We start from the raw sequence: 12,947 nt of genomic DNA on the forward strand, positions 1-12,947 counted from the left end.
AAAGGAGTTATTTAAAACCCCGCCCCGACGGGCGAAGCAGGTTATTAGTGGGGCAACCAAGCGGAGAGCGGGCGTACTCCCCGAGGGTTTCCGCCGGCTATCCACTGGTTTCCCTTAGCTAGTGCGCCACCACCACGCGGCGCGTGAGCTGACCCTCGGCCGTAGCCACGCGCAGCAGGTACACGCCGTTGCGCAAGCCGGCCACCGGCAGCGTCAGGTTATTGGCCCCGGGCACTACCGGGCGCGCGGGCTCACTGATGACGAGGCGCCCCGTGAGGTCAAACAGACTCAGGCCCAAGGGCTGGGAGGAAGCGGTGTTGTAGGTCAGGTGCAGCGCGGCGTCTACCACGGTGGGGTACACCAGCAGGCGGGCATCGGCCGCCGAGCCGGTCGTGGCCAGGGCCGTACGGGCCGCGCCCAGGTCAGTGAACGTCCATTTCTGGTTGTTGCCATTGGCCCAGTCCCACTGGTGCACCAAGGCCCCGTCCTGGGTCGAAACCCCGTCCACATCGAGCACCTTGCCGCTGGCCTGGTTGGTGATGCGGTAGGAGCCGCCGCTTTCGGCCGTAATCAGCCAGCGCTGGCTGCTGTTGTTGTTCCAGTCGAATTGCTGCACCAGGGTGCCGTTGGCGGTCGGGCTGGCGCCCTGGGCCAGGTCGAGGCTCTTGTTGCTGTTTAGGTTCACGAGGCGCACGTAGCCGCTGCCCGAGTCCACGAGCTTCCACTGCTGGTTGCTGCTGCCGCCGTAGGTCCACTGCTGGGCCTGGCCGCCGTTGCTCGTCGACATGCTGGCCATATCCAGCGCCTTGCCGCTGTTCACCGACGTAATCCGGTAGGTCCGGCCCACGGCCGGGCCGCTGGCGGTGGCGGTGGCGGTGTTGGTCCACTTGTACGTAGCCACGGCCCCGGCCGGCAGGCTGGAAGTGAAGGCCTGACCGTTCCAAACCACTTTGAACGTGCTGCTGCTGTTGCCATTATTGAGGGCAAGCAGCACTTTCGAGCCGTCGGGGTTGCGGAAGGCCACGGTTTCGAGGCCCCCGCTCTGCGAGTCGGAAGCCACCCGCACCGCGCCGGGGTCCACGAACTTGCTGGCGTGGCCCAAAGCGTAGTACTCCACGTTGCGCGTTACGCTGCCGGTACCGTTGTTGATGGTGACCACGCCCCGACAGTCGGTGCAACCCCCATTGGTGGGGCCGTTGTTCTGGTCGAGGGCCAGGTTCCATTCCAGGGCGCTCTTGGCCCAGTTGCGGGTCGTGCCGATGATGATGTTGGAGAGGTGCCACCGCAAATCACCGGCAAAGCTGGAGCCCACCGTGCCGCTGATTTCGGTGAACCAGATGTCTTTGTTGGGGTAGGCGTTGTGCGTGGTCGTCTGCTGGCTCACGGTGCCGCCGTAGCCGTGGAAGGCCGAGCCGGCGGTGTACTGGGCGGCGGCGGCATCGGCCAGCACGTCGTTGGGATATTCGGGATGGTCCCAGTTGTGGTCGTAGGCAATGAGCTTGGTGTTCAGGCCCGCGCTGCGGAAGGCCGGCCCGATGTTGTTTTTCAGGAAGGCCGCCTGGTTGCCGGCATCCATGCGCATCGACACGTAGGGGGCGGCGTAGAGCGGCTCGTTTTGCAGCGTCACGGCGTACACCGGCAGCCCCTGGGCCTGCATGGCCTGCACGTATTTCACGAAGTAGTTGGCGTATGCCTGGTACCAGGCCGTGCTCAGCCAGCCGCCGTTCCACTGGGTTGGCACTTCCTTCATCCAGGTGGGCGCGGTCCAGGGCGTGCCCATAATTTTGAGGTTCCCATTCTTGCCCCGTATGGCCTTGAGCATGGGCACCACGTCGGTCAGGTCCTTGCCCAGCCCGAACGAGGTCAGGTTGGGGTCGGTCTGGCCGCTGGCCTTATCGTCGTAGGTATAGTTGCCGTAGGCCGAAAAGTCGGAGGCGCCCATGCTCTGGCGCAGAAAGCTGAGGCGGATACCGCTGCCCGTGAACAGGTCGTTGAGCAGGGCGTCGCGCTGGCTGGCCGACATTCTCTGGTTGAGCAGGTAGGCCGAGGAGCCCGTCAGCGAAGCCCCGAACCCATCGATGGTCTGGTAGGTGGTGCCCTCGTTAACGTTGATAATAGTGCCCCCGCCCGAATTCGCCCCGAAGCTGACGGCGGGCTGCGGCTGGAGCAGCTTGCTCTGGTCGCCGGTGGTCATCCAGGAGCTCACCGACTGGGCCCGCAGCGGGGCCGGGCACAGGGCCAGGCCCGCCAGTAGGCTGAGGCCCACCCATAAGGGACGGGAATGGGGTAGAAGTAGCGGTTTCATAGAGTGGGAATTTGGTTGGTGGAAAGAAGAGCGCGGAAACAGCGGGGCCCTGGGGAGGCCGGCGCCGATGGGTTAAAGGGGCATCACCACACGTAAGTGGCCACGGCCCCGGGAGGCAGCGTACTTTCGGCGGTGCGCCCGCCCTGCCGAATGGCAAAGGTTTGGGCGGCGGCCTGGTCGTTTTGCACCAGCAGCACGTGGCCGCCGTCGGGCGTGCGGAACGCCACGTTGGGCAGCTTGGGCGCCTCCGAAGACGCTATCCGCACCGAGCCGGCCGGCACAAACTTGCTGGCGTGGGCCACCGTGTAGTAGGCCACGTTGCGGGTCACCTGGTTGCCGGGGGCCAGGGTAAGGGCGCCCAGGCACTCGGTGCAGCCGCCGGGCGTGTGCGGGTCCTGCTGAGGGTCGGCGGCCAGGTTCCACTCCAGCACGGTGCGGGCCCAGTTGCGGGGCGCCCCGATTTCGAGGTTTTTCACGTGCCACCCCAGGTTGTCGGCAAAGGTGGTTTTCGAGCCCGTCCACTGCTCGGTGAAGTACACGTCCTTGGTCGGGTAGGCGTCGTGCACTTTGCTCAGCGCGTCAATCGTGCCCCCGTAGAGGTGAAAGGCCGAGCCGTTGACGTAGGGGTTGGCCGTGGCATTGCCCAGCACCGTGAGCGGGTAGTCGGGCCGGTCGGCGTTGTGGTCGTAGCACACGAGGCGGGTTTGCAGCCCCGCCCGTTGCAGCGCCGGCCCTAGGTGCCGGCCGATGAACTCGGCCTGGTCCTCCGCCAGCATGAGCAGGCTGGGGTTGTTGCCCGGGTGCAGGGGCTCGTTCTGCACCGTAACGGTGCCCACCGTAATGCCGTGGGCCTGCATGGCCTGCAAGTACTTCACGAAGTACTGGGCGTAGGCCGGGTAGAATTCGGGCTTGAGCGAGCCGCCCTTGCTCTCCCCGTTGGTTTTCATCCAGGTTGGCGGACTCCAGGGCGAGGCCATCAGGCCCAGTTTAGGGTTGATGGCCAGAATTTCCTTGAGCACCGGAATCAGGTGCTGCTCATCGGGGGCCAGGCTGAAATGGGTCAGTTCCGGGTCGGTCTGGCCGGCGGGCCGGTCGTCGTAGCTGAACACGGTGGCATCCAGGTCCGAGGCTCCGATGCTCAGCCGCAGGTAGTTCACCCCGATATCTTTGGGGCCACGGCCGAACAGCTCCCGCAGCAGCTTGGTGCGGGCCGGGGCGCTCATGGCGTGCAGCAGCTCGGCGCTGCCCCCGGTCAGGCAGTAGCCGAAGCCATCCATCGTCTGGAACTGCTGCTGGTCGTCGATGTCGATAACCGGCCCGGCGGAGGCCGGGGCAGTGGTGCCGAAAGCCAGGGGCTGGCGCTCGAGCAGGTGGGCGCGGTCGGGCGTGGTGAGCCAGTAGCTCAGGCCGCCGCTGGTCATGGCGGCGGGGCGGGCACAGGAGCCCAGGGACACCGCGCCCGCAACCAAAGCACCCAACCAGACCAGTGTAAACTTCATGCTTGCGAGGTGAGAATGTGAGAAGGAAAGGAAGCGGGCCGCCACCGGGTCCGGCCCCGAATTGGGTCAGCCTGACCCGGTAGTGGCCACTCGATGGCCTAGTAGCCGGGGTTTTGCTGGAGCTGGGTGTTGGTGTCAAGCTCGGCCAGGGGCAGGGGCAGCAGCAGGTAATTGGGGTCGGGGGTGCCGCGGAACTGCTGAATCAGGGTCAGGGCCGAGACTTTGTGCGCCCCGGCTTCGGCTTGGTTGTGGCGGGCGTAGCGCAATAAGTCAAACCACCGCTCACCCTCGAAGGCCAGCTCCAGGCGGCGCTGCAGGTCTATTTCGCTGCGCAGGGCCTGCTTGCTGGCTGCGGCCGGGCTGCTGGTGGTCAGGGCGGACAGGCCGGCGCGCTGGCGCACCCGGTTGAGGGGCGTTAAGGCCCCAGCGCTGGGGCCGCTGAGCTCGTTGCTGGCTTCGGCCTGCATGAGCAGCACGTCGGCTACGCGCAGGATGTAGGAGTTGTCGGGCGAGTTGAAGCCGTTGGGGTCGCTGCGCCACTTGTAGACGAACGGGCCGTTGTCGTTGTCGTTGTCGTTGCGCGACTGGCCCTGCACGTAGCTGGCGTGGTTGCGGCCGGCATTCACCCGGCCCTGGAAGCTCCAGCGCTGGTCGTTCACCGTGTCGGCGGCCTGTAGCAGGTTGGTGGTGGGGATGTTGAACTTCTGGAACGAATAGGTGGCCGGGGGCTGGGGTAGTACCAGATCGGGCAGGGTGTGGAACGTGCCCCCGTCGGTGTTGCCCGAAAACTGCACCTCAAAAATCGACTCCGACTTGTTATCGGCCGGGAAGACGCTGTTGTAGGAGGGCGAGAGCGAGAACGTGCCGCCGCTTGTGAATACCTTAGCCGCCGCCATCTGGGCCGCATCCCACTGGCGCTGGGTCAGATACACGCGGGCCAGCAGCGCGTCGGCCGCGCCCTTGGTGGCCCGCGTCGGGTTCACGGCCGCCATCAGGCCCTCGGCCTGGATGAGGTCTTCGATAACTTGGGCGTACACCTGGTCGGGCGTGGACCGGGGCAGGTTGATGGCGGCCGGGTCCCCGCTTTCGCTGGGCTCTAGGCGCAATGGCACCCCACCGTAGAGGCGCACGAGGTTGAAGTACGACAGCGCCCGCACGAAGCGGGCCTCGCCCACAATCTCGTCGCGGCGGGCCGCAGGCATATTGATGCCGGGCACGTACTTAATCACGGCGTTGGCCCGGTTGATTGCCACGTAGGCATCCCGGTAGGCATCGTAAATCTGGCCGGTGCCGGAGTTCCAGTTGATGACGTCCAGGTTGCGCACGTCGTTGTTGAGGCTGGTGCAGTCGTCTGTGGGCATGTTGCCCAGCAGCGGCAGCACCTCGGCATAGGCGCCCTTCTGCTGCAGCCCGTCGTAGGTGGCGGCCAGCGCGGCCTCGGCATCCACAGCCGACACAAAGAAGTTGGAAGGCGCAATGGACGTCAGCGGCTCCTTGTCGAGCACGCTGCAGCTACCCAGCAGCAGGAAAGCAGAAATCGGTATAAAAAGCTTTTTCATGGGAATGGCGGAAGGGATTGAGTGGCCAGTGTTCAGTTGCTCGTTGTCAGTGACTGGTTTTCGGCGGGCACTCAACGGACGATTCTGAACGGACTGGCAACTGACAACTGGCGACTGACAACTGATTAAAAGGTGGCGTTCAGGCCCACGGTGTAGGTGCGCGACTGCGGGTACACGCCGAAGTCGCGGCCCAGGCCGGTGGTGGAGAAAGGCGCCGAGCTAACCTCCGGGTCGTAGCCCGAGTAATCGGTCCACGTAATCAGGTTCTGGCCCGTCACGTAGAGGCGCAGGTTGCTGAGCAGCGCCTTCTGGCTGATGGCCGTGGGCAGGGTGTAGCCCAGCGTCAGGTTCTTGAGGCGCACGTAGGAGCCGTTCTCAATGAAGCGGTCGGAGTAGCGGGCGTTGCCGTTGGGGTCGCCGAACACGGCCCGGGGCACGTTGGTATTCGTGTTGGTCGGAGTCCAGCGGTTCAGCACGCGGGTATCTTGGTTCAGCGGGGCCGACATGGCCTCTAGGGTCTCGCGGTTCTGGTTGTAGATGTCGTTGCCGAAGCTGCCCTGGAAGAACACACTCAGCTCCAGCCCCTTAAAGGAGAAGTTGTTGGTGACGCCAGCAATGGCCTTGGGGTTGGGGTTGCCGATAACCGTGCGGTCGAGGGGCGTAATGATGCCGTCGCCGTTCAGGTCCCGAAAGCGGATGTCGCCGGGGCGGGTCTGGGCGCTCTGGGTGGCGGCCCCGCTCACTTCATCCTGACTCTGGAAAATGCCCTGCACCTGGTAGCCGTAGAACACGCCCAGCGGCTGGCCCGCCTGCTGGAAGCCGTTGCCGTAGCTCAGCACCCGCGGAGCCAGTACGCCCTCACTGTTCACCGCCTCACCCAAATCGAGGATCTCGCTGCGGTTCATGCTCACGTTCAGGTTGGTGGTCCAGGCAAACCCGTTATCGGCCATGCGCACGTTGGTCGTGTTCAGGCCCAGCTCCACGCCCTGGTTCTGGATGTTGCCCACGTTCTGCAGAATGCTCAGGTTGCCGGCGCCCGTGCTAAGCGGAATGGCCACGCCCAGCAGCAAATCCCGGGTGTCCTTGCGGTACACGTCCACAGTCAGCTGCACCTTGTCACTCACCAGGCCCACGTCGAGGCCGGCGTTGTACTGGTAAGTAGTCTCCCACTTCACATCGTTGTTGCCGATGTCGGTCTGGGTGATGCCGGGGGCAACCGTGGTGCCGGCGCCGGGGTAGCTGAAGCCCACGCCGTAGCGCGGAAACCGCTCGTAGGTGTAGAACTCCTGGTTGCCGTTGGCCCCGAAGCTGGCCCGCAGCTTGAGGTCCGACACGACGGCATTGCTGGGAAAGAAGCTCTCCTTGGAAATGCGCCAGCCCAGACCCACGGCCGGGAAGTAGCCGAACTTGTTGCTGTCGGCGAAGCGGCTGGAGCCGTCGGCCCGCAGGCTGACGGTGGCCAGGTAGCGCTGGTCGTAGTTGTAAATGGCCCGCCCGAAGAAGCTCAGCAAGCCCCACTGGTCGCGGTAGCTGCTGGGTTTGGTGAACACCGATACGCCCGAGAGGTAGGGCACGGCGTTGGAGGCGTAGCCCGAGCCGCCGGCACTCGACGTGAAGCGGTCCGAGGCCTGCATCGATTCGCCGGCCAGCAGCGTCAGCTCATGCTGGGTGCCCAGGTTGGGGCGGTAAGTGAGCGTGTTCTCGTTGAGCCAGACCGTCTGCTCGTTGGTGCCCGTGCGGCCCTGGCCCTGCTGGGCGGCCGGCGAGAACTGGGTGCCCGGGTAGTCGCGGGTCAGGAACTCATTCTCAATCTGCGAGCGGTAATCAATGCCCAGTGAGGAGCGCAGCGTGAGGTTTTTCAGGATGTCGAGTTCGGCGAAAGCATTGCCGATGACCTGGTTGATGCTGGCAATGTTGCTGCTCTCGCGCAGGTTGCCCACCGGGTTATTGAAGGTGCGGTCGAAGTTGTTGATGGCGTAGGAGCCATCGGGGTTGAGCACCGGAATAGTCGGAATCTGGGCCAGGGCGGCCAGCACCGTGCCCGAGTTGCCGGCGCCGCTTTCGCTGCGGCTGCTGTTATTGTTGTTGGTGCGGCTCAGGTTGATGTTGGTGCCCCCGCGCAGGCGGCTGCTGAGCTGCTGCTCCAGGTTCACCTTGAACGTGTAGCGGTCGAAGCCCGAGTTGAGGCTGATGCCGTCCTGCTTGAAGTAGCCGCCCGACAGGTAGTAGCGGGTTTTGTCGGTACCGCCGCCGATATTGACCTGGTAGCTCTGGATGGAGGCCGGGCTGTACACTTGGTCCTGCCAGTCGGTGCTGGTGCGTACAGTGTCGGGATTGAATGCCGGTGGCAGGCCCCGGCTGGCCTGAATATCGTTGTAGAGGGAGGCAAACTGCTGGCCGTTGAGCACGTCGAGCTTCTTTCGCAGGTACTGGCGGCCGTAGTACACGTTCAGGCCCACCTGGGCCTTGCCGACCTTACCGCGCTTGGTGGTAATCACGACCACGCCGTTGGAGGCCCGCAGGCCGTAAATGGCCGCCGCCGCCCCGTCCTTAAGCACGTCGATGCTCTCGATATCATTGGGGTTGAGTGCGTTGAGCGGGTTGGGCCGCTGGCCGCCCACGCTCAACTCCTGGTCGTAGCCGGGCAGCACCGGTACGCCGTCAATCACATAGAGCGGCGAGGCATTGTTGGTGATGGTAGCCGAACCCCGCACCCGCACGTTGATGCCCGCGCCAGGAGCCCCCGAAGGCGCCGTGACCTGGACGCCGGCCGCCTGCCCCTGCAGGGCCTGGTCGAAACCGGCCACCGGCTGGCGCTAAATGGCCGCCGCATTCACCGAGGCCACGGAGGTAGTCAGGTTCTGGCGGCTCTGGGTGCCGTAGCCTACCACTACCACTTCCTGCAGCGCCTTCAGGTCATCAACCAGGGTGATGCCGATGTTGGTTTGCGCGCCCGTAATGGCAAGCTCCTGGGTCGTGAAGCCAATGGCGCTGAAGGTAAGCGTGCTGTTTTCCGGGACGTTGAGCAGAAACGAGCCATCGGCGGCGGTGGCCGTGCCTATGGTGGTGCCGCGCACGAGCACCGTCACGCCCGGGACTCCCTCGCCCTGGCTGTTGATTACCCGTCCCGAAACCGGTACGTCGGCCTGCATTCGGGCAGCCGGGCCGGCGGGCCGGCTGGTGGCGGTAGCGGTGGCCCCCGGCCGGCAGCGCGAAGCCAGCCAGCAGCGCGCCGCTCAGCGCCGAAGTGACGAGGACCCTCTGAAGCGGTTGGGGGCCGCGGGAGAATGGTAGAGGAAATTGCATGGAAATTTAGGTTGGGTGAAGAATCGGAAAGGGGAGGCGGCGAAAGTGGCGCGTTAGGTTACTGCGGGGGGCTGCCTGGCCCGGGCGGCGGGGCCGCAGCGCAGGCCTGCCGCAAGTAGTCGGCCGGGGGGAGGCCCTGGAGCAGACCGGTTAGCAGGGTAGCCAGAAATGAATCGGCGCCGCCAGATTCGGGCGGGGCCGTAAGGGCGGGGCCAGTGGCGTGCAGGAGTTGGTTGGCAGCCCACAACGTCGCGCCCGCCGCGCTGTCCGTGAGGCAGATCACTTGGGGCCCGAAGTGCCCGGCCAGCCAGGGCAGGGCGGTAGCCGGGGTGGCCGGCTGGCCGAGCCAGCCCATGATTTCGGTGAGCTCGGCGCGAGTGAGCCGCACCAGGTCGGCCTGGCGCAGCAGATACTTGACAACCTCGTGGCGGTAGTGCGGGGCGCGCAGGTTCACATCGAATACCTTGTAGCGGGACTGGGGCAGCAGGCGGTAAAGCGTTTCGCGGGAGGCCGCGCTACGGGCGGTCAGGGAGCTGTAGACCACGGCGCGGGCTTGGCCCACGGCGGCCTGCACCTCGGGCGTGTATTGCAGGTAGTCCCAGGCCACGGGCTCTACCAGCCGGTAGATGTGCTGGTGCCCGCGCACGGATGTTTTGCCCACTCCTGTGAGGTGGGAGCGGCTGCGCTGAATGAGCTGGGTACCCAGGCCGGCGTGAGCGCTATAAGCCAGCAGCTCCCGACCCAGCTCGTCGTCGCCCACCCGGCTGATGAGCTGCACCGACTGCCCGAGCCGCTGCAGCTGCAGGGCCGCGTGCAGGGGGGCGCCGCCCGCCCGCCGGCCTTCCGGCAGCAGGTCCCAGAACATTTCCCCGATGCAAACGATGGTGGCAGGTGTCATGGAGCAGAAGCTTTGAGTCAAAGTTCCGCCAGGGCGCCCCCAATCAGTTTAAGGATTCTTTCAATCGGCGTTCATCCTTCGAATAATCTATAATTCTCTGACTACCAGTAAATAAAAAGTGAGAGTGGCTTCCCTTAACGGAAAGCCACTCTCACTTTTGTAACGCCATCTTTGCTATTGTATCAGTGGGTGGGTGAGGTGTGCAGGGCCCGGAACTCGGAAGGGGTGAGCTGGTAGCGGGTGCGGAAGCTGGTAGCGAAGTAAGAAGGCGAGGAGAACCCCAGCTCGTAGGCCACCTGGGCAATGGTGAGCGACTCATCGAGCAGCAGCTCGCGGGCCTTGGTCAGGCGCAGGCTCTGGATAAAGTCCGACACGCCGGTGCCCAGCACGGCCTTCACTTTGCGGTAGAGTTGCATCCTGGACACGCCCAGGCTGCGGGCAATTTCCTCCACGCTCAGATCGGTTTTGGTCAGGTTGGCTTCCACGATGGCCGTGAGGTCGGCCAGGAATTTCTGATCAGCGCTGGTCGTGGGCGTCGTCGTCGTGGCTTCCTCCACCGACAGCTGCCGGCGGTAATGCTCCCGCTGCCGGTCGCGGTTGGCCAGCAGGGTCCGCACGCTTTCCAGCAGGAAGGTCGGGTTGAAGGGCTTGGTCAGGTAGAGGTCAGCCCCGGCCTGCACGCCTTCCACTTTCTGCTCGGGCGCACCCCGGGCCGTGAGCAGCACTACCGGAATGTGGGAGGTCCGCCAGTCGGCGCGTAGCCTAGCCACGAGCTCCAGTCCGCTGAGGCCGGGCATCATCACGTCGCACACAATCAGGTCGGGGATGAGGTTGGAGGCCAGCTCCAGGCCGGCCGTGCCGTTGATGGCCGTCTGGACCCGGTAGCCAGTGCGCAGCTTACGGGCCAGAAAGTCGTTGACCTCCACGTTGTCCTCAATCACAAGCACCAGGGTTTCGCTGCCGGCTTCCTCCGGCCCGTCGCTCACCTCGGCCACCAGGGGCTCGGGCTCATCGAGGGCGAAGGTGACGGGCGTGGGCGGCTCGAAGGAGAGCAGCGCTTCGGGCAGTTCGCGGGGCAGCGTGACCACAAACGTGCTGCCCCGACCCGGCTGGCTATTGAACGTGAGCCGGCCCTGGTGCAGGCGCACCAGCCCGTGGGCCAGGGCCAGCCCCATGCCCGAGCCCTTGGCCACCGCGCCCTGGTCGCCCTGGTAAAACCACTCGAAAATGTGGCTCCGGTCCTGCTCGCTGATGCCCCGGCCGGTGTCCGTCACGATCACTTGCAGGCGCTGGTCATCGTCGTTGCGACGCAGCGTTACGGTAATCAGGCCGTGGTCGGGCGTGAACTTCAGGGCGTTGGAGAGCAGGTTGAAGAAGACCTTGTCGAGGATGTTGCCATCGAACCAGGCCATGAGCACGGGCTCGTCGGGCAGAAACCGCAGCTGCACCCCGCGCCCCTTGGCTGGCTTGGCAAACACCTCCACGATTTCGCGCACGAAGCTCACCAGGTTGGCCTCGGTGGCGTGCACGGCCATTTTGCCCACTTCAATCTTGCGGAAGTCGAGCAACTGATTCACCAGCTGCAGCAGGCGCTGTGTGTTGCGGCGCACCAGGCGCAGGTCCTGGCGCTGGGGGCTGGTGAAGTTAGCGCTGCCGCCCATAAGCTCCTCCAGCGGCCCCAGAATCAGGGTGAGGGGGGTGCGCAGCTCGTGGGAGAAGTTGGTGAAGAAGCGCAGCTTGGCCTCCGTATCGGCGCGGGCCCGCTCACCCAGCTCTTCCAGTTGGTTGCGCTGCTGGCTGATTTCCTGGTTCTGGGCTAGCAACTGGTGGTTGATCTCGTCGTTTTTGGCGTTCTGCACGGCCAGCTGCCGGTTGATGACGCGGTTGCGGCGAGCTGAGCGCCACGCTAATCCGCCCAATACCACGGCTCCCAGCAGCGAAGCCAGCGACACGTACAGCGCCACCTGCTGGCTCGAATACGTAGCCCGCAAGCGCTGCAGCAGGCTCTGCTGCTGCTCGATTTCCTGCTGTTGGCTGATGACCTTGTCGGTCTGCTGCTGCATGGTCACGGCGTTGGTCGAGTCGATAACCATCGTGCCCAACTCGTTTTCGCGCTTGTAGGGCCGCTGGTGCAGAATGCGCAGGGCCGTGCGGATGGCATCCTCCCCACCCGGCGAATAAAGCAGCGAGGCGCTCAGCCGCCCGCGCCGCACCAGGTCGATACCCTCCACGTCGCCGGCCAGCCCGTCCACCCCGATAATCCGAATCTGGCGGGTGCGGCCCAGCTCCTGGCAGACTTCGTAGGCTCCCCGGCCCATGCCGTCGTTGTGGGAATAGATGAGCGAGACGTCCGGGTGGGCCAGCAGCAGCTTCTTGAGGGCGGGTTTGATGAACTTGTCGCGCCAGTCGCCGGTCACCTCGCCCACCACCCGCAGGTCGGGGTAGTCGCGCAGCGTTTCCACGAAGCCCCGGTGCCGGTCCAGCGTTGCCGACGAGCCTGGGGCCCCCAGAATCTCGATGATGCTGCCGCGCCGGCGCAGCAGGCGGGCGGCGTAGCGGGCCGCTACCTGGCCCACTTCCACGTTGTTGCCCCCCACGAAGGCGGTGTAGTGCTGGCTGGTGATGCGGCGGTCGAGCAGGATGACCGGGATGCCACTGGCGTAAGCTTCCTCCACGGCCGGCGTCACGGGGGCGGCCTCGTAGGGCGAGACAATCAGCAAATCAACGCCCTGCTTCACCAGGCGCCGGATTTGCTCGTTTTGCAGGTCGCTGTTGTCATGGGCATCGAGCATGACCAGCTCCGCTTCGGGGTGGAAGCTCAGCTCGCGCTGCATGCCGGCCAGCATGGCCTGGCGCCAGGGCCCTTCCATACTGCACTGCGAGAATCCGATCCGGTAAGTTGGTTCCGGCACCGGCTGGGCGCAGCCAGCCAGCGCGAGCCACAGCAGCAGCCAGCTCATTTTCCGGATACTAGCGGCGGATAATAGTGTATTCAACCCCAAACAGTCAACTTCTACAACGAATCGAGCCAGTCCAGCTTATCCAAAGCTAGGAATAAATATTGGGCCTGTAGCCTTTATAGGAGGGATAAACTGCCCAGGCCCAGCTGGCAAAAGCAGGGTCGCTCCCGAAACCACGATTAACCAGCCTCGAAATCGCGCGCGACGGCAGCCAACCGGCAAGTTGGTTTTGCGGGAAGTGCCAATTAGGTTACTCGACTGCTGGTCCAGACCCATAATAAAATACTTAAGCGCGCCATATAACCGGTGCAGCTGGCGAGGCTAGTTGTATAGTCCCAGAGAGAGATGGTGTATTTTCCGGGCTGGAATTTCGCACGAACTTATGGGACAAGTACTCCACGGCAGCGCCCGCACAACTTC

At 64.7% G+C, this 12,947-nt stretch carries 7 protein-coding genes; all 7 read right to left on the bottom strand.

Annotated features, from left to right (window positions below):
• Positions 1-118: 118 nt before the first annotated feature.
• A complete protein-coding gene (locus CDA63_RS21655; RefSeq protein WP_088465668.1) occupies positions 119-2,305 on the bottom strand; it encodes an RICIN domain-containing protein in 2,187 nt (728 codons plus the stop codon).
• Positions 2,306-2,388: 83 nt separating this feature from the next.
• A complete protein-coding gene (locus CDA63_RS17045; protein ID WP_088465669.1) occupies positions 2,389-3,804 on the bottom strand; it encodes a glycoside hydrolase family 30 protein in 1,416 nt (471 codons plus the stop codon).
• A 98-nt stretch (positions 3,805-3,902) separates the two neighbouring features.
• A complete protein-coding gene (locus tag CDA63_RS17050; protein WP_088465670.1) occupies positions 3,903-5,363 on the bottom strand; it encodes a RagB/SusD family nutrient uptake outer membrane protein in 1,461 nt (486 codons plus the stop codon).
• 125 nt (positions 5,364-5,488) lie between these two features.
• Positions 5,489-8,170 (bottom strand): SusC/RagA family TonB-linked outer membrane protein, encoded by a 2,682-nt coding sequence (locus CDA63_RS17055; RefSeq protein ID WP_088465671.1) that lies wholly within the window; start codon positions 8,168-8,170, stop codon positions 5,489-5,491.
• 9 nt (positions 8,171-8,179) lie between these two features.
• Entirely contained in the window at positions 8,180-8,515 is a 336-nt protein-coding gene (locus CDA63_RS17060) for a carboxypeptidase-like regulatory domain-containing protein (protein WP_088465672.1), read from the bottom strand.
• A gap of 212 nt (positions 8,516-8,727) precedes the next feature.
• The gene (locus CDA63_RS17065) at positions 8,728-9,567 is read right to left on the bottom strand and encodes a PfkB family carbohydrate kinase (RefSeq protein WP_088465673.1); all 840 of its coding nucleotides are present in this window, start codon (positions 9,565-9,567) and stop codon (positions 8,728-8,730) included.
• 182 nt (positions 9,568-9,749) lie between these two features.
• Positions 9,750-12,527, bottom strand: a complete 2,778-nt coding sequence (locus CDA63_RS17070; protein WP_088465674.1) for a substrate-binding domain-containing protein — start codon at positions 12,525-12,527, stop codon at positions 9,750-9,752.
• Positions 12,528-12,947 lie beyond the last annotated feature (420 nt).

This window comes from Hymenobacter amundsenii (genome assembly GCF_002204745.1).
In the GTDB taxonomy this organism is placed as follows: Bacteria; Bacteroidota; Bacteroidia; order Cytophagales; family Hymenobacteraceae; genus Hymenobacter; species Hymenobacter amundsenii.

Bases quoted from the DNA above. Each gene is read 5' to 3' on its own strand.
- CDA63_RS21655 (WP_088465668.1), bottom strand. From the start codon at position 2,305: ATGAAACCGCTACTTCTACCCCATTCCCGTCCCTTATGGGTGGGCCTC.
- CDA63_RS17045 (WP_088465669.1), bottom strand. From the start codon at position 3,804: ATGAAGTTTACACTGGTCTGGTTGGGTGCTTTGGTTGCGGGCGCGGTG.
- CDA63_RS17050 (WP_088465670.1), bottom strand. From the start codon at position 5,363: ATGAAAAAGCTTTTTATACCGATTTCTGCTTTCCTGCTGCTGGGTAGC.
- CDA63_RS17060 (WP_088465672.1), bottom strand. From the start codon at position 8,515: ATGCAGGCCGACGTACCGGTTTCGGGACGGGTAATCAACAGCCAGGGC.
- CDA63_RS17065 (WP_088465673.1), bottom strand. From the start codon at position 9,567: ATGACACCTGCCACCATCGTTTGCATCGGGGAAATGTTCTGGGACCTG.
- CDA63_RS17070 (WP_088465674.1), bottom strand. From the start codon at position 12,527: ATGAGCTGGCTGCTGCTGTGGCTCGCGCTGGCTGGCTGCGCCCAGCCG.